The following is a 23360-nucleotide window of genomic DNA, read 5'->3' as shown; positions in this document are numbered from 1 at the left end:
CGCTTCGATCTCGCCGGCCTCGATGCGGAAACCGCGGATCTTGATCTGGTGGTCGATACGACCGAGGTATTCCAGCAGCCCTTCGCTGTTCAAACGCACACGGTCGCCGCTGCGATAAATGCGTTCACCGGCGCGGAATGGATGCGGCAGGAAGCGCTCGGCGGTTGCGCCCGGACGATCCAGATAACCCCTGGCCACCGCGCCACCCAGGTACAGCTCACCGGCAATGCCCTGAGGCAGCGGATTAAGGTCCGCGTCCATCACATAGCCCTGACGATCCCCCACCAGATCACCGATCGGCGCGTAGGCCGTGGTGAAATCGGCGGTCTCGGCAGACGCCAGCCACAGCGTCGGCGTAACCACCGTTTCCGTCGGCCCATAGCCGTTGATGATCCACAGCGGCTGCAGGTTGCGAATGACGTCGTGGAGCATCTCGCGGCTGAAGGCTTCACCGGCAAAGCAGTAGGTTTTCACCCCCGGGCCCTTTCCCTGCACACCCGCCCAATCGGACAGCTGACGCAGGTAACTCGGCGGGAACGAGGCGACGGTGATGCCTTCGCGAATCAGCGTGTCGTAGGTCTGCTCGACGCTCCACAATTCCTGGTCGCGCAACACCACGCGGGCGCCGTAACACAGCGGCATCATCCAGCCTTCGTGGGCGCCATCGAAGCTGATCGACAGGAAGTGGAACTTGCGATCCTCAGGCGTGAAGCGGTAACGCTCGCCAATGGTCTGGATATGCATGGAGATATCGGCGTGGGCGATGGCTGCACCCTTTGGCTTGCCGGTCGAACCCGAGGTGTAGATCAGATAGGCCAGTTGCTGCGGGTGAATGACAACATCGGGCGCTGTAACCGGCTCGGACGAGCAGTCCAGTTCGTCCAGATTGAGCAGCGGCACATCACCGACCGGCACACGATCCAGCGCGGCGTCGTGGCTGATCAACAGCTTCACGCCGCCGTCTTCGAGCATGTAGCGCAGGCGCTCGGTCGGGTAATCCGGATCGAGCGGGATGTAGGCGCCACCGGCTTTGAGCACGGCATAAAACGCCAGCCACAGATCGATCCCGCGCTCCATCGCGATTGCCACCCGCACTTCGGTGCCGATGCCCCGGGCGCGCAAGGCGTGGGCCAGCTGATTGGCGCGGCGGTCGAACTCGGCAAAGGTCAGGCGCTGCTCGCCATGGACCAGCGCGATGGCATCAGGGCGGATGCGCGCGTGGTCGGCGATCAGCTCATGAATCGGTCGGTCGACGTAAGGCGAAAACGGCGGCGTGTGCCACTGATCCAAGGCGGCCAGGTCCGTCTCGCCGAGCAACGGCAGGTCACCGATGGCGGCGTCGGGCTGGGCGCAGATCGCCCGCAGCAGCGTGACCAGTTGCTCGAACAAGCGCGACACGGTCGAAGCGTCGAACAGGTCGGTGGCGTAATCGAGGTAGCCGCTGATACTGCCGTCGCGGTGCTCGAAGGTGCCCAGCACCAGATCGAATTGGGCGCCTTTGATGTCCCACTGCCGGGCTTCGCAGCTCAGGCCGTCGAACTGCAGCAGCGACATATCCGGCTGTTGCTGGTGGTTGTAGCTGACCTGGAACAGCGGGTTGACGCTGAGGCTGCGCGCCGGTTGCAGCGCTTCGACCAGTTGCTCGAACGGCAGGTCCTGATGGGCGTGGGCGCCGAGCAGGTTGTCCTTGACCTGGGCCAGCAGCGCGGTGAACGGCTGGTCGCCGCTGACCTGGGCGCGCAGCACCAGGGTGTTGACGAAGAAGCCGATCAGGCCCTGGGTCTGCACCTCGGCACGCCCCGCCACCGGCACGCCGATGCGCAAATCGCGCTGGCCGCTGAGGCGATAGAGCAGCGTGTCGAACGAGGCCAGGAACAGCATGAACAGCGTGGCGTCGTGGGCTTTCGCGGTGTGGCGCAGCGTGTCGGCCAGATCTTGCGGCAGCACAAAGGCATGCCGCCCGCCTTTGCCGTCGCGTTCGGCCGGGCGCGAACGGTCCGCCGGCAACTCCAGCACCGGCTGCTCGTCACCCAAGGCTTCACGCCACCAGCTCAACTGGCGCTCTCGTTCGGTGCCGCTCAGGTGTTCGCGCTGCCAGCTGGCGTAGTCGGCGTAATGCACGCTTAGCTCGGCCAGTTGCACGTCGCTGCCCTGGGCGAACCGGCGATAGAGCGCGGCGAAGTCTTCGAGCATGACCTGCACCGACCAGCCGTCCGAGATGATGTGGTGCATGCACAGCAGCAGGCGCCACTGATCGTCCGCCACCCGCGCCAGGGCCACCCGCCACGGCGCGCGCTCGGCGTCGAGGTCGAACGGCTGATTCATGAAATCCTCTGCCAGCGCGTCGAATGCGGCTTCCGGCGCCGCGTTGTCGCGCAGGTCGTGACGGGCGATGTGCACGCTGCTGACCGGCAGAATCCGTTGCTGCGGCACCGCCTCACCGTTTTGCATCGGGGATGGGCGGAAACAGGTGCGCAGGGTTTCGTGACGGGCCGCCAATGCGTCGAAGGTCTGCTGCAGGGCGTCGAGTTTCAGCGCGCCGCTGAGGTTGAGCACGCACGGCAGGTTGTACGCGACGCTCTCGGGCTCCAGTTGCGCGAGGAACCACAAGCGCTGCTGGGCGAAGGACTGCGGCGCGAACTCCCGCTCGGTGCGCGGGCGCAGGGCCGGCATCGCCGTGGCGCCCGCCTGGGTGTTCAGGTAGTGAGCGAGTTCAGCCAGCACCGGCGACTCGAACAGCGCACGCAAGGGCAGCTCAAGCTTCAGGTCACGGCGGATCTGCGCCACCAGTTGAATGCCCAGCAGCGAATGCCCGCCCAGGGCGAAGAAGTTGTCCTGACGACCGATCTGCGCAACGCCGAGCAACTCTTGCCACAACCCAGCCAGTTGAGTTTCGACCCCGGCCAGCGGCGCTTCAAAAGTGCGCTGCTGGATCTGTGGGTCGGGCAGCGCTTTGCGGTCGAGCTTGCCGTTGGCGGACAGTGGCAGTTGGTCCAGCGTGACGAAGTGCGCCGGGACCATGTAATCCGGCAGGCGCTGTTTCAGTTGGCTGCGCAGGTGTTCTTCGTCGAAGTCCTCGGCCACCAGATAGGCAACCAGCTGCATGCCAGTGCTGAGGTCACGGGCGATGACCACCGCTTCGCTGACCGACGGGTGATCCAGCACCGCCGCTTCGATCTCGCCGATTTCAACCCGCAGGCCGCGCAGTTTGATCTGGTGATCCAGACGGCCGAGGTATTCCACCACGCCATCGGCACGCCAGCGGGCCAGGTCACCGGTGCGATACAGCCGCTCGCCGGTGCCGAATGGGCTGGCGACGAAACGCTCGGCGGTCAGGCCGGGGCGCAGATGGTAACCGCGCGCCAGGCCGTCGCCGTCGATGTACAGCTCACCGGGCACGCCGATGGGTTGGGGATTCAGGCGGCTGTCGAGGATGTGGATTTGAAGGTTGTTTATCGGGCGGCCGATGGGCACGGAAACGCCAGGCTCATCAATGCAGGTCCAGTGAGTAACGTCGATGGCCGCTTCCGTCGGGCCATACAGGTTGAACAGGCCTGCGTTTGGCAGGCGCTGAAGAGTTTCCCGCGCCAGATCGGCAGGCAGAGCTTCGCCGCTGCACACGATGCGTTTGAGGGACGCGCAGCCGCTTAGATTGTCCTGGGCCATGAAAGCCCCAAGCATCGACGGGACGAAGTGCAGCGTGGTGATCTGCTGTTTTTCGATCAGCTTGTTGAGGGCAACAGGATCTCGATGATCGCCCGGTTGAGCGATAACCAGACGCGCGCCGACCATCAACGGCCAGAAGAACTCCCAGACCGACACGTCAAAACTGAACGGCGTTTTTTGCAGCACCGCGTCTGAGGCGTCGAGTGCATAAGCGTCCTGCATCCAGGCCAAGCGGTTGAACAGCGCCGCGTGAGTGTTGCCGGCGCCTTTGGGTTTCCCGGTCGAACCGGAGGTGTAAATCATGTACGCCAGTTGCTCGGGGTGCCGCTCAACAACCGGCGCGGAGACTGGTTGACCAGACACTGAAAGCAGATCCAGATTCACCACCCGCAGGCCTTCAACAGCCGGCAAATCATCGATCACCGCACCGTGGCTCAGCAGCAAACCAATCCCTGCGTCTTCGAGCATGTAGCGCAGGCGATCCGCCGGATACTCCGGATCAAGCGGCACATACGCCCCGCCCGCTTTCAGCACCGCATACAGCGCAACCACCATTTCCAGCGAACGCAACGCCGCCACCCCTACCAACGATTCGCGGCCGACGCCCTGTTCGCGCAGATAATGGGCCAGCTGATTCGCGCGCTGATCCAGTTCCTCATAACTCAGTGCCTGACCGCCAAAGCGCAAGGCTTCCCGCTCAGGATGCAACTGCGCCAGCCGCTCAAAATGACGATGAACAAAAGGTTCGAAGCCCCACTCCCGCGCCGTGTCATTGACCGACGCCAGTTGCGCGCGGTCTTCATCATCCAGCAGTTCAAAGTCGCCAATCGCCGCCTCAGGCTCCTCCAGCAACTGCGTAAACAGCTGCTCAAAGCGAGCATGCAAACGCTCGATGCTGCCGTGATCGAACAAATCCGTGGCGTAAGTCCACGAACCAACCAGCCCGCCCTCGGCGTCTTCGTGGGTGTTCAGCGCCAGGTCGAACTGGCTGCTGCCGTCGTCGAGCGGCAGCACCTCGGCGCGCAGGCCGGGCAAGCCAGCGAGTGACTCGAAATTCTGCTGCTGGTGGTCGTAGGCCACCTGAAACAACGGGTTGTGGCTCAGGCTGCGCGCAGGTTGCAGCGCCTCGACCAGTTGCTCGAACGGCAAATCCTGATGGGCTTGTGCACCGAGGGTCCGCGCTTTGGCCTGTTCCAGCACCTGGCGATAGGTCAGCTCGGCAGACACTTCGGCTCGCAGCACCTGGGTGCTGACGAAAAAGCCGATCAGCCCTTCGACTTCCAGCCGCGAACGGCCGGCAATCGGCACGCCAATGCGCAGGTCGTTCTGCCCGCTCAGGCGGTACAGCAACACTTGGTACGCCGACAGGATCGCCATGAACGGCGTGACGCCCTGCTGTTTCGCGAACCCGCGCACGCTCTGGCTGAACGCGGCATCGAAGGCGAACAGCACGCGGTCGCCGCGATAGCTTTGCTGGGGCGGACGCGGCCGATCGGTCGGCAGTTCCAGCACCGGGTGCTCGTCGCCCAGTTGCTCGCGCCAGTAGCTCAACTGCCGCTCGCCCTCGCCCGCCGCCAGCCATTCGCGCTGCCAGGCGGCGAAGTCGGTGTATTGCACGGGCAACGGCGCGAGTTGTGGCGCGCGGTTTTCCACAGCCGCGCGGTACAGCTCGCAGAATTCCTGCAGCAGCACGCGCACTGACCAGCCGTCCGAGATCATGTGGTGCAGGCACAGCAGCAAACGCTGTTCGTCCGCCGCGACACGCACCAGCGCCAGCCGCCAGACCGGGCTGCGGGACAGGTCAAACGGACGCTTGACGAAGGCTTGGGCCAAGGCGTTGAAGGCGGTATCGATATCCCCTTCATGACGGATATCCATCCGTTCGATCTGCACCCCTTGAGCCTCTTCGATCTGTTGCATCGGCACGCCATCGACCGCCATAAACCGCGTGCGCAGTACTTCATGGCGCGCGGTCAGGCCGTCGAATGCCGCCTGCAACGCGGCCTCGTTCAGCTCGCCGCACAAGCGCACGGCGCCCGGCAGGTTGTAGGCATGGCCGGCGGGTTGCAGCTGATCGAGGAACCACAAGCGCTGCTGGGAAAACGACTGCACGGCGCGGTCCTGCTGGCGTGGGGTCAGCTCAAGGTGGGTGGCGTCGGTGTGGGTCATGCCCGCGATGCGCTGGGCGAAATCACTGAGGCGCGGCGCGTCGAACAGCACGCGCAACGGCACGCTCAACTGATGTTCATGGCGCAGCCGGGAGATCAGCTGCATCGCCAGCAGCGAGTGGCCGCCCAGTTCAAAGAAGTGATCGTTGCGGCCCACGGCGTCGATGCCCAGCAGTGGCTGCCACAGCGCCGCCAATTGCTGTTCAAAGAGCGTTTGCGGCGCCTGATAATCGCTGGAGATCACCTGAGGATCGGGCAGCGCGTTGCGGTCCAGCTTGCCATTGGGCAACTGCGGCAGACGCTCCATCACCACGATATGCGCAGGCACCATGTATTCCGGCAGCGTGTTTTTCAGCTGCTGCTTGAGGCTGTCTTCGGCCAGAGCGTTGCCGCTGACATAACCCAGCAGGAGCTTTCCGTTCGCGCCATCGCGGACGATGACCAGGGCTTCGCGCACGCCTTCACAGGCTTTCAACGCCGCTTCGATCTCACCGGCCTCGATGCGGAAGCCACGAATCTTGATCTGGTGATCGATACGGCCGAGGTATTCCAGCAGCCCTTCACTGTTGAGGCGCACGCGATCGCCGCTGCGGTAAATGCGTTCACCGGCGCGGAATGGATGCGGCAGGAAGCGCTCGGCGGTCGCGCCGGGACGGTCCAGATAACCCCGGGCGACGGCACCGCCCAGATAGAGTTCGCCAGCAATGCCCTGGGGCAGCGGGTTCAAATCCGCGTCCATCACGTAACCCTGACGATTGCCCACCAGATCACCGATCGGCGCGTAGGCGGTGGCAAAGTCAGCGGTCTCGGCAGAGGCCAACCACAGCGTCGGCGTGACCACGGTTTCCGTTGGGCCATAGCCGTTGATGATCCACAGCGGCTGAAGGTTGCGAACTACGTCGCGGAGCATTTCGCGGCTGAAGGCCTCACCGGCGAAACAGTAAGTCTTCACGCCAGGGCCCTTGCCCTGAACGCCCGCCCAGTCGGACAGCTGACGCAAGTAGCTCGGCGGGAACGAGGCCACGGTGATGCCTTCGCGAATCAGCGTGGCGTAAGTCTGCTCGACGCTCCACAATTCCTGATCACGCAGCACCACCCGGGCGCCGTAACACAGCGGCATCATCCAGCCTTCATGGGCGCCGTCGAAGCTGATCGAGAGGAAGTGGAATTTGCGGTCCTCCGGCGTGAAGCGGTAGCGATCGCCGATGGTCTGGATGTGCATCGAGATGTCGGCGTGGGCGATGGCCGCGCCCTTCGGTTTACCGGTGGAACCCGAGGTGTAAATCAGGTACGCCAGTTGCTGCGGGTGAATCATCACATCCGGCGCTGTAACCGCCTCAGACGAGCAATCCAGCTCATCGATGTTCAGCAACGGCACATCACCCACCGGCACACGACCCAGCGCCGCATCATGGCTGATCAACAGCTTCACGCCGCCGTCTTCCAGCATGTAGCGCAGGCGTTCGGTCGGGTAATCAGGGTCGAGTGGGATATACGCCCCGCCCGCCTTGAGCACCGCATAAAACGCCAGCCACAAATCAATCCCCCGCTCCATGGCAATCGCCACCCGCACTTCGGTGCCAATGCCCCGCGCCCGCAGCGCATGGGCCAGTTGGTTGGCACGACGGTCGAACTCGGCAAACGTCAGACGCTGCTCGCCATGGACCAGCGCGATGGCGTCGGGGCGAATGCGTGCGTGATCAGCAATCAGCTCATGGATCGGCCGATCAACGTAAGGCGAAAACGGCGGCGTGTTCCAGGCGTGCATGGCGTTGATGTCGCCCTCGGTGAGCATCGACAGGTCGCCGATGCGCGCCTCGGGGAAGCGGCAAATGCCGTCCAGCAAGGCCTGGAAATGCCCGCACAGGCGCGAGATCTGTTCGGCGCTGAACACGTTGCTGTGGTAATTGACGTGAACATGGGCGTGCTCGCCCGCCACCACCGCCAGGCTCAGCGGGTAATGGGTCTTGTCGCTGAGTTCGACGGAACCCAGGTTGACGCCGTTGGCCTGCTTGTCCCGCAGCACCGCGTCCACCGGGTAGTTTTCGAACACCAGCAGGCTGTCGAACAGGTCACGACCGGCGTGGCCCGCGTAACGCTGGGCCTCGAACAGCGGCGTGTGTTCGTGCTCGCGCAGCTCCAGGTTGTGCGCTTGCAGGTCATTGAGCCAGTCGCCGACCTTCTGCTGCGGTTGCGGCGCCTGCACCAGCGGCAGGGTGTTGATGAACAGCCCGAGCATGCGTTCGATACCCGGAATCTGCGCGGAACGACCTGACACCGTGGCGCCGAACGCGACGCGCTGCTGCCCGGTGTAGCGCTGCAACAGCAGCACCCACACCGCCTGAATCAGCGTGTTGATGGTCACTCGCTGGCGGCGGGCGGCGCTGTTCAGCATTTCGCTGTTCAGGTCCATGGAAGTGACCCGCACCTGATTCGGCAACGGCTCGCCGGTGCTGGATGTCGGCGCGGTCAGCGCTGCGGCCATCATCGTTGGCTGGTCGAAACCGGCCAGGTGGGTCTGCCAGAAGGTCTTGCTGTGCTCGGCGTCGCGGCTCAGCAGCCATTCGACGTAGTCGGCGTAATGCCCGGCGGGCTGCGGCGTGGCGTCGGACATCGCCGCCTGAATCACTTCGCCCAGCACCGCCGCGCTGCTCCAGCCATCCAGCAGGATGTGGTGGAAGGTCCAGACCAGTTTCCACAGCGTCTCACTGTGGCGAATCAGCAACACGCGCATCAGCGGCGCGGCGTGCAGGTCGAACGGGGTTTCGCGCTCGGCCACCAATACGTCGGCCAGTGCCTGATCGCTGCTGCGCAGGTCAAGTTCGCGTACGACCAACGCGGCATCGCGACGAATCAGTTGGACCGGCTGTTCGCTGCCAGGCACGCGCAGGAACGCCGCACGCAGGATCGGATGACGCTGAACTACCGCCGCCCACGCCGATTTGAAGCGGGTCACCGGCAGGTGCTCGATGTCCAGCGCCACCTGATTGATGTACAGGTCCCGGGCGCTGCCCTGATCGGCCATCTCGCTGCCGCTCAGCTCGGTATGGAACAGCAGGCCTTGCTGCATTGGGGTCAGCGGGTACATCTGCTCGATGTCCCAGGCGGCGACCGGCAGTGCGTCGAGTTGTGCCTGAGTCAACGCTAGTGCCGGGAAGTCCGACGGAGTGACCGCAGAGTGGTGGCGGCAGTGTTCGATCACCTCGTCCAGCGCTTCGCCGTAGGCGTCGAGCAGGCGTTGAATCGACGCTGCCTCATGGCGTTCGCCGCTGTAGCTGCAGGTCAGGCTGAACTGGCCGTCACGGATCTGCGCATCCATGGACAGCTCGCCATTCAGCGGTGCATCGCCGGCGCGCTGGGCACCGCTGCCCTCCTCGGCCAGGCGGAATAGTCCGCTGCTGCTTTGCAGGCGGCCCATGTAATTGAACAGCACGCAGCCGTCCAGCGCCGGCAAGGCTTCGCCGCGCAGATGGCGCAACAGGCCATAACCCAGGCCGCCGTGGGGCACGGCGCGCAGGGTTTCCTTGGTGTGTTTGAGCGCGGCGTCGAGGTCGTCGTGGGCGCGCAGGCTGACCGGGTACAGGCTGGTGAACCAGCCGACGGTGCGCGCCGGATCAACGCCGTCGAACAGGTCTTCGCGGCCGTGGCCTTCCAGGGCGATCATCGCCTGGGCCTCGCCACTCCAGCGCTTCATCGCCCGCACCAAAGCAGTCAGCAAGAGGTCGTTGATCTGCGTGCGATACGCCGCCGGCGCTTCACTGATCAATTTTTCGGTGCGGGCGGCGTCCAGATGCAGGTGCAGCTGACGCACGTTGCCTTGTCGCGCTTCGCCCCGGGGATTGGCGCAGGGCAATGCGGGTGCTGAGGGCAGGTTGCGCCAGTAATCAGCTTCGGCCAGCACGGCGTCGCTGTAGGCAAAATCGAGCAAACGGTTCGCCCAGCGCTGGAACGATGCGGTCTTGTCACCGAGGTCGATGGTGAGGCCCGCCTGGGCCTGGGTGTAGGCGTTTTGCAGGTCTTCCAGCAGGATGCGCCAGGACACGCCGTCGATGACGAGGTGATGAACCACCAGCAAAAGACGCTCGCCGCCTTCGGCCAGGGTGAAATGCACGGCGCGCAGCAGCGGGCCGTCTCTCAGATCGAGGCTGGCCTGGGCTTCGTCGCAGGCTGCATTGAGTTGCGCGAGGCTGGATTCACGCTGCCACAACAGGCGGTTTTGAGCCTGCTCGTCAGCGGAAAGCTCGTTGGGGCAAAGCTCGGCGCGATAGCGTTGCTGCCACTGGCCGTTATCCTGCTGCACAAAGCGCATCCGCAGCGCGTCGTGATGGTTGAGCACTGCGGTCAAGGCCTGGGTTAGCGCCGGGAGCTCCAGCCCTTCGCTCGGGTTCAACAGCAGCGACTGGTTCCAGTGGCTGCGTGTGCGCATCGGCTGCTGAAAAAACCAGTGCTGAATCGGCGTCAGCGGGATGTCGCGCTTCAGCTCGATGCGCTCGACGACCGGCGCATCCTGACTGACCACCTGAGCGACCTGGGCCAGCTCGGCGATGGTTTGGCGTTCGAACATCTGCCGGGGCGACAGCACGATGCCGACCTTGCGCGCGCGGGAGATGATTTGCAGGCTGAGGATCGAGTCGCCGCCGAGGGCAAAGAAATTGTCCTGGCGACCGATCTGCGCGACGCCTAGCAAGTCTTGCCACAGCGCGGCCAGTTGGGTTTCGACCCCGGCCAGCGGCGCTTCGAAGGCCCGCTGCTGGATCTGTGGGTCGGGCAGCGCTTTGCGGTCGAGCTTGCCGTTGGCCGACAGCGGCAGTTGGTCCATCGTGACGAAGTGCGCAGGGACCATGTAATCCGGAAGGCGTTGTTTGAGCTGGGTGCGCAGGTGTTCTTCGTCGAAATCGTCGGCGACCAGATAGCCCACCAGCTGCATGCCAGTGCTGAGTTCACGGGCGATGACCACCGCTTCGCTGACCGACGGGTGATCCAGCAGCGCCGCTTCGATTTCTCCGATTTCAACCCGCAGGCCGCGCAGTTTGATCTGGTGATCCAGACGGCCGAGGTATTCCACCACGCCGTCGGCACGCCAGCGAGCCAGGTCGCCGGTGCGGTACAGACGCTCGCCTTTACCAAACGGGCTGGCGACGAAGCGCTCGGCAGTCAGGCTGGGGCGCAAATGGTAGCCGCGCGCCAGGCCGTCACCGCCGATGTACAGCTCGCCCGGCACGCCGATGGGTTGTGGATTCAAGCGGCTGTCGAGGATGTGGATGTGCAGGTTGGCAATGGGGGCGCCGATGGGCACGGAAACGCCCGGCTCGTCGCGGCAGGTCCAGTGGGTGACGTCGATCGCCGCTTCCGTCGGGCCATAAAGATTGAACAGGCCTACGTTCGGCAGGCGCTGCAGGGTTTCCCGCACCAGATCGGCAGGCAAGGCTTCGCCGCTGCACACGATGCGTTTCAGGGACGCGCAGCCGGTGAGATCGTCCTGAGCCATGAAGGCGCCGAGCATCGACGGGACGAAGTGCAGCGTGGTGATCTGCTGTTGCTCAATCAGCAATTTCAGCACCAGCGGATCGCGATGATCCCCCGGCTGGGCCACGACCAGCCGAGCCCCCACCATCAACGGCCAGAAGAACTCCCAGACCGAGACGTCAAAACTGAAGGGCGTTTTTTGCAGCACGGCGTCCGAGGCGTCTAGGGTGTAAGCGTCCTGCATCCACGCCAGACGGTTGAACAGCGCCGCGTGGGTGTTGCCGGCGCCTTTGGGTTTGCCGGTCGAACCGGAGGTGTAAATCATGTAGGCCAGTTGCTCAGGGTGCAGATCAACCAATGGCGCCGTGACGGGGTAATCCGCCAGCGCCAGATGATCCAGATTCACCACCCGCAGGCCTTCGGCGGACGGCAGGTCATTGATCACTGCATCGTGGCTCAGCAGCAAGCCAATCCCGGCGTCTTCGAGCATGTAGCGCAGGCGATCAGCCGGATATTCAGGGTCCAGCGGCACATACGCAGCACCCGCTTTCAGCACGGAATACAGCGCAACAACCATTTCCACCGAACGCAACGCCGCCACGCCCACCAGCGACTCGCGGCCAACACCTTGCTTTTGCAGGTAATGGGCCAGTTGATTGGCCCGCTGATCCAGTTCCCGATAACTCAACACCGCATCGCCAAAGCGCACAGCTTCCCGCTCGGGATGCACCTGCGCCAGACGCTCAAAGTGGCGATGAACAAAGGGTTCGGAACCCCAATCCCGCGCCGAGTCATTGACCAACGCCAACTGCGCACGGTCCTCAACATCCAGCAATTCAAAATCACCAATCGCAATGTCCGGCCGCTCCAGCAGCTCGGCAAACAGCTGTTCAAACCGCCCATGCAGGCGCTCGATGCTGCCGTGATCAAACAGGTCGGTCGTGTAGTTCCAGTTGCCCGCCAGTTCACCCGCCGCGTTTTCCCAGGTGTGCAGCGCCAGGTCGAACTGCGCGCTGCCGTTGTCCAGCGGCATCAGTGTCGCGTTGAGGCCGGGCATCAATTGCAGCGCTTCGTCCTGGCGTTGCTGATGGTTGTAGAGCACCTGAAACAGCGGGTTGTGACTGAGGCTGCGTTCCGGCGCCAGGGCATCGACCAGTTGTTCGAACGGCAGGTCCTGATGGGCCTGGGCACCGTGGGAGGCCAGGCGAACGCCATCGATGATCTGGTTGAAGCTGGCGTCGGCCTGTACATCGCCGCGCAGAATCTGGGTATTGACGAAGAAGCCGATCAGGCCCTCGGTTTCGGCGCGCTGACGCCCGGCAATGGGTACGCCAATGCGCAGATCGGTCTGCCCGCTCATCCGCTGCAACAGCACTTGATAGGCCGCGAGCAGGACGGTGAACAGCGTCACGCCGCGCTGCCGGGCCAGTTCGCGCATACGGCCGGACAGCGCCGCGTCGAAGCTGAACGGCAGGCGCGCGCCACGGAAACTCTGGCGCGCCGGGCGCGGACGGTCCGCCGGCAATTCCAGCACCGGCGGCTCGTCGTCCAATTGTTGCTGCCAGTAGGCGAGTTGCCGATCACCCTCGCCCGCGTCCAGGCAGGCGCGCTGCCACAGGGCGACATCGGCGTAGCTCAGAGGCAGCGGTGGCAGTGAGTCATTATCGTTTTGAATGGCAGCGCGGTAGGCCTCGACGAAGTCCAGCAGCAGCACTTGAATCGACCAACCGTCGGCGATGATGTGGTGCAGACAGACCAGCAGCACGTGCTCATCCGAGCCGCCTTCGATCAACGCCACGCGCCACAGCGGGCCCTGGGCCAAGTCGAACGGGCGTCGGGCGAAGGCCTCGGCCAGTGCCTGCACCTCGCCTTCGTCGTCTGCGCGCAGACGCTCGAATGGCAACGATTGATCAGGTTGAATCACCTGCTCCGGCGTGCCGTCTTCAGCGGTGGCGAACACCGTGCGCAGGCTGGCATGACGCTCGGCCACGCGCTCGAACGCCGTTCGCACGGCCCCAACATTCAGCTCGCCCTTCAGGCGCAAGGCACCCGGCAGGTGATAGGTGCTGCTGCCCGGTTCCAGTTGTTCGAGAAACCACAGACGCTGCTGGGAAAACGACGCCGGGCTGCGCTCGCCCGCTACACCCGGCGGCACCGGCAGCGACGACGCATCCAGGCCCTGCTCACGCAGCTTGTTCAAAAACACCCGACGCTGAGCGCTGCCAAGGCTGAGGAAACGCGTGGCCAGGGCCAGCAGCTTGCTCTGTGAAGTCATGCTCGGTTGCGACATCAGTTGCTTTCCTCCAGCTCATTCATTAACGCGTCCAGGGCATCGAGCCGGTCGAGTGTCAGGGTCTGCCCCTGCAAGGTGTCGATCAGCGCCGCCTGGGCGGCGACGGTGGTGGCTTCGAAGGCCTGGGCCAGCGGGATGCTCACCCCGAGGCGCTCGCGAATGCGCGACAGCAGCCGCGTTGCCAGCAACGAATGGCCACCCAATTCAAAGAAGTTGTCGTGACGACCGACCTGCTCAACCTTCAGCAGGCTCTGCCACAGCTCAGCAAGGACTTCCTCACGCTCGCCTTCGGGCGCTTCGAACACGCGTTCTTCCAGGCTCGGCGCCGGCAGCGCCTTGCGGTCGAGCTTGCCGTTGGCGTTGCGCGGCATCTGTGCCAGCACGACGATGTGCGCCGGCACCATGAACCCCGGCAGGGTTTGCGCCAGTGCGGTTTTCAGCACGTCACTGGAAAGCGCCTGCTGCGCCTCGGCAACCACATACGCCACCAGTTGCGGACCGTGGGGCGTCGGTTGCGCGCTGACCACGGCGTCATGCACCGAGGCCTGGGCCAGCAGCAGGTTTTCGATTTCGCCCAGCTCGATGCGCTGGCCGCGGATCTTCACCTGGAAGTCCGCACGGCCGACGTATTCCAGCGCGCCGTCGGCGTTCCAGCGGGCCAGGTCGCCGCTGCGATACAGCCGCGCACCGGCCTCGCCAAACGGATCCGGCAGGAAGCGCTCGGCAGTCAAGCCAGGCCGCGCGGCATAGCCACGGCCCACACCGACACCGCCGATGTACAGCTCGCCCACCACACCCGGCGCGGCCAGTTGCAGGTTGGAATCCAGCACGTACAGGCAGTTGTTGTCGGTGGGCCGGCCAATCGGCATGTTGGCGTTGAGTGCTGGCGCTGCGGTCAAGGTGTGCAACGCGACATCGTCGGCACACTCAGCCGGACCGTAGGCATTGACCAGCGGCACCTCGGGGTAGCGCGCAAACCAGCGCGCGGCGAGGTCGGTGGTCAGCGCTTCCCCGGTCGGCAGCAGCCAGCGCAAGGCATCGAGCCGCTGGGGCGCGACCGCGAGCATGGCGTCGATCACCGCCGGCACGCATTCCAGCACGCTGACCTGATTGGCCGCGACTTCCTCCAGCAGGCGTTGCGGGTCCTGCACCACGGCGTCCGGCAGAATCTCCACGCGCCCGCCAAACAGCGGCGCGGTGAGGAATTGCCACACGGAAATGTCGAAGCCGGTGGCGGCGGTCTGGGCAATCACATCGCCCTCGCCCAGACGCAGGTACGGCAGCTTGGACATCTGGTTGTTGAGCATGCCGCGCTGATTGACCATCACCCCTTTCGGCTCGCCGGTGGAACCGGAGGTGTAGATGACGTAGGCCAGTTGCTCGGCCGTCGCGTAGCGGCCCGGGTTCTCGTCGGCGGACTGATCGGCGCCAGTCAGCATGTCCTCAAGCACCAGCACGCGGGGCTTGCGTTCGGCCAGGGCAACAATCGCCTCGACCTGGGGCAGACACTCCCGCGGCGTCAGCAACACTGGCGCGGCGCTGCTCACCAACATGCGCGCGCTGCGCCCGGCCGGATGGCGATCATCCAGCGCCAGATACGCCGCACCGGCCTTGAACGCACCGACGATCATGCTCAACAACGGCAGGCCGCGCGGTGCGAACAGCGCCACCACGTCGTCGCCCTGTACGCCAGCCGCGATCAGGCCGTGACCGATGCGGTTGGCCTGACGATTGAGTTCGCGGTAGCTCAGGCTCTGGCCCTGACAGCGCGCTACTTCCTGGGCTGGATGGGCCAGCACCCGCGCTTCGAAACGCTCCAGGTAGCTGATGTCGTACCAATGCTGTTTCACCGGGCCGAGACCTTGAGCCAGCAACTGTTCGCGCTCGTTGTGCTCAAGAATCTGCAACTGACTCAGCGTTTGTTCGGGGTTGTCGATCAGCTGCGTCAGCAGGCGGCGGAAGTGGCTGACCAGCGCACCCATATCGGCGTCGTTGAAATGCCGGGTGTCGTAGGTCAGCTGCAATTGCAGGGATTCGCCCGGCAGCAGTACCACGGTCAACGGGTAGTTGGTGTGGGTGCGGTTGGCCAGCGGCTTGATGCGGTATTCGTTCACGGCCTGCTGCACCTCGGCGCCCAACGGAACGTTCTCAAAGACAAACAGGCTGTCGAACAGCGGCTGACCGCGCGGGGTGTCGGCGAGCAACTGAATGTCGGCTAGGGACAGGTGTTCGTGCTGACGCATGTCGGCGTTCTGCCCCTGCAAGGCGTTGAGCAGCTCCAGCGCCGAGGCGCCGATACCGGGCCGGCGGATGCGCAGCGGCAAGGTGTTGATGAACAGCCCCAGCGCGCCTTCGATGCCTTCCAGCTCGGTCGGGCGACCGGCCACGGTCACGCCGAACAGCACTTCGTCGCGGTCGGCATGGCGCATCAGCAACAAGGCCCACGCGGCCTGCACGAAGGTGTTCGCCGTCAGGCGATGCTGACGCGCTTGCTCGGCCAGCTTGGCGGTCTGCTCGGTGCCCAGCGCCAGGGTCACGTCGCGCATGTGCGCTTCGCCCTGCCGGTTGCGCTGCGGACTGTGGCGATACGGCAGCGGCGTGACGTCAGTGAACCCCGCCAGCGCGTTGCGCCAGTAATCGCGGCTCACCGCTTCGTTCTGCTCGGCGAGCCAGGCGAGGAAGTCGCGATACGGCCGCGCCGGCGGCAGGCTGACCTGACGCCCGTCAAGGAAGGCGCGGTAATGGGCGAAGAACTCAGTGAGCATCAGGCCCCGGCACCAGGCGTCGATCAAGGCGTGGTGGTGGCTCTGGACGATGCGGAAATCGGACTCGCCGAACTTGATCAGGCGCAGGCGCAGCAAGGGCGCCCGGGCAAAATCAAAGCCCTGCTCGCGCTCGCTTTTCAGCAAATCATCAAGCTCGGCCTCGGCGGCGTCGCGGGACAGATGGCTGAGGTCGATCAGTTGCACCGGCGACGGCACGCGGCGCATCACCACCTGCCGCTGCACGCCGCTTTCCAGACCATGAAACGCAGTGCGCAAGGCCGGGTGGCGCTGCACGACTTGCTGCCAGGCGAACTTGAACGCCTCGAAATCCACGTGGCTGCCGACGTCGTACTGGTCCTGCATCAGGTAAATGCCGTTGCCCTGCTCCAGCAGGCTGTGCAGCAAAATCCCCTGCTGCATCGGCGCCAGCGGCAGGATGTCTTCGATCTCCCGCGCAGGAATGCCGAGGGCGTCGAGTTGGGCCTGATTGAGGCCGGCCAGCGGGAAGTCCGACGGCGTCAGGCCTGCGTGAGTTTCATCGCTGCAATGGGCGATCAGCTGCAGCAACTGCGCTTCATACAGCGCCACCAGTTGCTCGATGCTGTCGCGGCTATAACGCTCGCGACTGAAGGTCCAGTCCAGTTGCAACTGGCCGTCGCGCACCTGACCGTCAACCGCCAGGGCATTGACCAGCGGCCCTTGGGGGTCGCGCAGATGGCCCGGCGTGCGGCTCGACAGGGAGAACAGCGCGCCCTCGCTGTCGTCGAAACGGCCGAGGTAGTTAAAGGTCACGCCCTGGCCGATCAGCTCCGGCAAATCGGCCTTGGCGATGTACTTCAGCACGCCATAGCCAAGGCCTTTTTCCGGCACGGCGCGCACGGTTTCCTTGACTGCCTTGAGGGTGGCGACCCCGTCATCCGCGGCGTCCAGCGCCAGCGGGTACAGGCTGGTAAACCAGCCGACGCTGCGGCTCAGGTCCAGGGCGCCGGTGGCGTCCTCGCGGCCATGGCCTTCGAGGCTGATGACGTGGCGACGACGACCGCTCCACTGCCACAGCGCCTGGGACAGCGCCGCCAGCAGCAGGTCATCGATGCGCGTGCGGTACGCCGCCGGGGCGTCGCTGAGCAGGCGGCGGGTGGCGGACGCGTCGAGGGTCAGGTGCAGGGTTTCGCTGTCGCCGACAAGGCTTTCAACCGAGGCATCGCCCGGCAACATGGCGTCGGCGGCGTTCAGCCCTTGCCAGTACGGCAGTTGTTGTTGCAGCTCAGGGCTGCGCGCCAGGGTGCTCAACGACTGCGACCAGGCCTGGAAGCTGGCGGTTTTGTCGGCCAGGGTTACGTTGTTCCCGGCGGCCAGTTGTTTGTAGGCGAGTTGCAGATCTTCCAGCAGCACCCGCCACGACACGCCGTCCACGGCCAGGTGATGGATCGCCAGCAACAGCCTCGCTTCACCCGACGGCAGGCGCGCATGGACCACACGCAACAGCGGACCGGTGTCGATGTTCAGGCTGCGCTGGGCTTCGTCGTTGAGTGAATCGAGGTCGTCTACGCGGCTCAGTTCACAGGTCCACAGCACGCGCTCGGCACTTTCGCTGTCGCGGTAACGCTGCTGCCACTGGCCTTCGTCGTTCTGATGGAAACTCAGGCGCAGGCTGTCGTGGAGGGCCAGCACGGCGGCGAGGGCCTGCTGCAACAGCGCGGCGTCCAGCGCTTCGGGCACGTCGAGCAGCAGCGACTGGTTCCAGTGCTGACGCTGGGCGACCGGCAGGCTGAAGAAGCGTGCCTGAATCGGCGTCAGGGCAAACTCGCTAGGTACGACGGCTACCGGGACTGACGCGGCAGCAGGCTTGGCCTCGGCCACCGTGGCGACCTGGGCGAGTTCGGCAATGGTCTGTTTTTCGAACAACTGCTTGGGCGTCAGGCGAATGCCCTGACGGCGAGCACGGGCGATGATCTGCAGGCTGAGAATCGAGTCGCCGCCGAGGGTGAAGAAGTTATCGTGACGGCCCACCGCCTCGACGTTCAGCGCCGCTTGCCATAGCGCGGCGAGTGCGGTCTCGACCCCTTCACGGGGCGCTTCGAAATCGTCGGACGCCAGGGTCGGCGTCGGCAGCGCGCTGGCGTCGAGCTTGCCGTTGGCGGTGAGCGGGAAAGCGTCGAGGGTCAGGATGTGGCTCGGCACCATGTAGTCCGGCAGGCTTTGCGCCAGTTGCGTGCGCAGCGCCTCGCCGTCCACCTTCGCGCCGCTGTCGACTTTAGCATCGAGCAGCGCATAGGCGATCAACTGACCGCGATCATCGACGCGCACATGGGCGTCGCGCAGGCCGTCGAGCTGACGCAGGCGCTGGGCGATTTCACCCAGGGCGACGCGGTAGCCGCGCACCTTGACCTGATCGTCGGCACGACCCAGGAACTGAATCTGCCCGTTGGCCAGCAAGCGCGCGCGGTCACCGCTGCGGTAAAGCCGCGCACCGCTGCCGCTTGGGTCAGGAATGAACGCCGCAGCGGTCATCGCCGGACGCTGGTGATACCCGCGCGCCAGCCCCGGCCCGCCGATGTACAGCTCGCCGATGTCGCCCTGCACCACCGGTTGCAGCTGGTCGTTGAGAATAAGCGCCACGGCGTTGGGCAGCGGACGGCCGACGGGCACGCTGTCGCCCACCGACTCTTCAAACACCTCATTACTCAGCACGCCAACGGTGGTTTCGGTCGGGCCGTAGTGGTTGATGACCCGGCAGCCGGGCTTCAGGCGTTTGACCTGCGCCACCAGCTCCCACGGCAGCGTATCGCCGCCAAGGATCAGCGCGTGTTCGGGCAGCACATCGGCGGCATTCGTCGCCTGCAACAGGCCGTTCAAATGGGTCGGCACGATCTTCAGCACGCCCACCCTGTGCTCGGCCATGTACGCGGCGAAGCGGTCGGCGTCGTTGGTGCGGTCGGGGCTGATCAGGTGCAACGAACGCGCCGAGCACAGCGCGCCGAACAGCACGGTGTGGCCCAGGTCGGCGCCGACGGTGGAAACCATCGCCATGCTCGCCTCGGGCGCCAGATCAAGACGGGGCAGCAAGGCCTGGACGTAATCGGCCAGCGCGCCGTGACTGATGACCACCCCTTTCGGCGTGCCGCTGGTGCCGGAGGTGTAGATCAGGTAGGCGGCCTGATCGGCGTGGGGTTGCAGATCCAAGGCGTGCGCCGGCAATAAACGCCACGGGGCATCGGGCGCCACCCTGATGAGGTTGCCATGGAAGTCACCCGGCGCCGCCACGTCGCTGATCAACACGCTTGCGCCACTGTCCGCCAGCACAAACGCCTGACGCTCGGCCGGCCATTTCGGGTCCATCGGCACAAATGCGGCGCCACTTTTGAGCACCGCCAGCAGGCCAACGACGAACTCCAGCGAGCGCTCCAGCAGAATCCCTACGCGGCTTTCCACGCCCACACCGGCCTGACGCAGGTGCTGCGCCAGCTGATTGGCCTGGGCATCGACTTCGGCAAAGCAGGCGATGCGCTGTTCGTCTTGCAGGGCCAGGCGATTCGGCTGTGCACTGACACTGGCATCCCACAGGCTCAGCACATCGGTGGCCGGGAAGGTCACAGTTTCGGCAGCGAGGCAGGAAGGCTCGGCGCCGATCTGCAGATCAGCCAGACGCACCTGAGGTTGCGCCACCACTTGCGCGCAGATCCGCAGCAGGTCACCGGCAAGACCGGCGATGCGCGGTTCATCGAACAAGTCGCAAGCGTAGGTGAACACCGCCTGAATGCCGTCGGCGTCGTCAGTGATGTCCAGGCCTAAATCGAAGTGCGCGGAGTAGTCGTCGAGCTGGCTGACGTCCATGCGCACGCCAGCCATGTCGACGTTCTGCGGCAGCGGGAACTGCTGGGTGAATTTCACCTGGCACAGCGGGTTGTGGCTGAGGTTGCGCGACACGCCGAGGGCTTCGACGAGTTGCTCGAACGGCAGGTCCTGATGGTGTTGCGCGCCCAGGGCGGTGTGGCGAACCGACTCGATCAGCGTGCTGAACGACTGCTGGGGCGACACCTCGCTGCGCAGCACCAGCGTATTGACGAACAGGCCGATCAACCCTTCGGATTCGGTGCAGGTACGCCCCGCCACCGGCACGCCGACGCGCAGGTCAGTCTGGCTGCTGTAACGCTGCAACAGGGTTTTGTAAGCGGCGAGCATGACCATGAACAGGGTCGCGCCGTGGCGGCTGGCGAGTTCGCGCAGGCCTTGGCTCAACGCACTGTCGAGGGCGATGGCGTAGCGGGCGCCGCGATGGCTTTGCTGGGCCGGACGCGGGCGGTCGGCAGGGAGATTCAAAACAGTCTGGGCATCACCCAACTGCCCACGCCAGTACGCCAGTTGCCGCTGCCCTTCCCCACCGGCCAGACGCGCGCGCTGCCAGGCGGCGAAGTCGGCGTATTGAATCGGCAGCGGCGACAACGCCCGTTCTATCCCCGTTGCATGGGCGCTGTACAGCGCCGCGAATTCCTTGAGCATGACCTGCACCGACCAGCCGTCGGCGATGATGTGGTGCAGCACCAGCACCAGTTGCTGACGATCCGCCGCCAACCGCACGTTGAGCACGCGCCACAACGGGCCGTTCTGCAAATCCATCGGCTGCTCGACCGCCGCTCTGGCCAGCTCGCTCAATGCTTCCTGCGGGTCGGTGTCCTCGCTCAGGTAATGGCGTTCGATCAGCACCGGGGCCGGCGCGTGAATGCGCTGCACCAGCTTTTCGTTGGCGTCGATGGCGAAGGTGGTGCGCAGGCTTTCGTGACGGGCGGCCAGATCGTCGAGGCTGCGTTGCAGGGCAGCGTCATCCAGCGCGCCGGTCAGGCTCAACTGGCCGCACAGGTGATAGGCGCTGCTGTCGGGTTCAAGCTGCGCAAGGAACCACAGGCGCTGCTGGGCGAAGGATTGCTCGGGATCGGTGTCGCGGGAGATGCGCGGTACGCCAGCAGGCCGCTCGGCCCTGCGGCCCGGGGTGGCAACGTGGGCGGAGACATGCGCGGCGACGTGGGCGTTGAAGGCGCCAAGGGTCGGGTGTTCGAACAGGTGCGCGGGTTCAAGTTTCAGCCCCAGTTCGCTGTTCAGGCGCGACAGCACTTGCACCACGCCGACTGAATCGCCGCCGCGGGCGAAGAATTGGTCGTCGGCATTCAGGTCGCTTTTGCCCAAGACTTCCTGCCACGCGGCCAGGACTTCCGGCAGCAAAGGCGAAGCCTCAACCGAGACGTCCGCGCTGTCAGCATCGAGCAAACGCCCGTCCTGCCAGATCGCGAAGCTGTCCAGGCTGCCGTTCTGCCAGCCGCTGCGGCAGGCGGAACGTTGCAATTTGCCACTGGTGGTGCGCGGCAGTGCGCCCGGTTCCAGCAGCACGATGACTTTCGGCGCCACCAGAAACAGTTCGGACATCGCGTCGCGCACCGCTTCGCAGATCATCGGCGGCTTCATCAGGCGGCGCACGTTGCGGCTGATTTCCAGCGCCAGGCCAACCCCTTCGACGCCCTGCTCGTCCGTCACAGGGAAGGCGGCGATGCGCCCGCGACGCAGCAGCTCGACGCTTTTCTCCAGCGCCTGCTCGATGTCCTGGGGGTACAGGTTCTGGCCGTTGAGGATGATCAGGTCCTTCAGGCGGCCGGTGATGAACAACTCGTTGTCGCGGGCAATGCCCAGGTCGCCGCTGCGCAACCAGCGCTTTCCATCTTCCTCGACGAAAGTCTGCGCGGTGGCTTCGGCTTTCTGCCAATAGCCCTGGGCGACGCTTGGCCCGGCAATCCAGACCTCACCCACGTGGCCCGACGCGAGGGGCTGAAGCGTGGCCGGATCGACAATCCGAAGGTCGTGATCGGGCCGGCACCAGCCGCAACCCGGCAGACGGCTCTTGGCATTCTGATTGGCGAAAACCGCCTCAGCGGCGTCCCCGGCGGCGAGCTGGCTGCCGTCGAAATGCTTGATGCCGAACGGCCTGTCGCGCTCGGCGGCGCTCACATACAGGGTCGCTTCGGCCAGGCCGTAGCTCGGCGTCAGGGCGCGGCGGTTGAAACCGGCCGGTGCAAAATGCTCGCTGAAGGCATCCAGGGTGGCGATGCGGATCGGCTCGGAGCCGGAAAACGCCAGGCTCCAGTTGTCCAGCACAAGGCCTTTCACCGCGGCGGGCTTGATGCGCTCGACGCACAGGCGATAGGCGAAATCCGGGCCGCCGGAGAAGGTGCCGCCGTACTGACTCATCGCTTCCAGCCAGCGCGCCGGCCGGCCGAGGAAATAGTTCGGCGACATCAGCGTCAGGGTGCCGCCGTAGTACAGCGGCAACAGCAGGCCGCACATCAGCCCCATGTCGTGGTACAGCGGCAGCCAGCTGACCCAGCTCTCCACCCCTGAATCGGAGACGAAGTGCCGAGCCATCGCCACTTCGTTGGCCATGAGGTTGTCGTGGGAGACCATCACGCCTTTCGGTGCGCTGGTGGAGCCCGAGGTGTATTGCAGAAACGCCAGCGACGCGGTGTCGATCAACGGCGCCTGAAATCCTGCGTGGCCGTCGGTGATCTCTTCTACCGCGGCGAAGCGCCCGCCAGCGGGCATGAACGGCTGCAACAGGTGCTGGAACTTTTCCAGGTCTTCCCGACGCCCGAGGACCATCTGCGGCGCGGCGTCGTGAAGGATGCCGGTCAGCCGGTCGAGGTGCGTCTGCCGGTTGTACTCGGGGGCGAAGGCCGGGACCGCGATGACCCGGGCGTACAAACAGCCGAGGAACGCCGCCGCGTAATTGGCGCCGGTCGGCAGGATCAGCACGCAACGCTCGCCGCCTTGCACGCCAAGGTGCTGCTGCAGGCAGGCGGCAATGGACCGCGCCTTGGCATCCAGCTGGGCGTAGGTGGTCAGCAGCGGCGGCTGATCCTCGTGGACGATGTGTCGAAGGGCAATCCGGTCCGGCTGGGTCTGCGCATAAAAGCCCACCAGTTCGGGAAAATGCGCGGCCTGATCTCGTATGGATTTCAT

General features: G+C 65.0%; 2 protein-coding genes (1 of these 2 running past the window's edge). Both read right to left on the bottom strand.

Translation table 11 applies throughout. The features are described from left to right. A protein-coding gene (locus L4G42_RS15355; protein WP_237260922.1) for a non-ribosomal peptide synthase/polyketide synthase crosses the window boundary here: on the bottom strand, nucleotides 1-13590 show its 5' portion. 2616 nt of this gene lie to the left of the window's left edge; 13590 of the gene's 16206 nt are visible here — the first part of the coding sequence; its start codon is at nucleotides 13588-13590; its stop codon lies beyond the left edge, outside the window. Continuing rightward, nucleotides 13590-23360: a non-ribosomal peptide synthetase gene (locus L4G42_RS15350; protein ID WP_237260920.1), complete on the bottom strand. Its 9771-nt coding sequence runs from the start codon at nucleotides 23358-23360 to the stop codon at nucleotides 13590-13592. Before L4G42_RS15350 ends, L4G42_RS15355 begins: the two co-directional genes overlap by 1 nt.

The sequence above is a fragment of the Pseudomonas petrae genome (genome assembly GCF_021728295.1).
Taxonomy (GTDB): Bacteria; Pseudomonadota; Gammaproteobacteria; order Pseudomonadales; family Pseudomonadaceae; genus Aquipseudomonas; species Aquipseudomonas petrae.
Note: the sequence above shows the minus strand (reverse complement) of the source record. Positions and strands in the feature narration are given on the sequence as shown.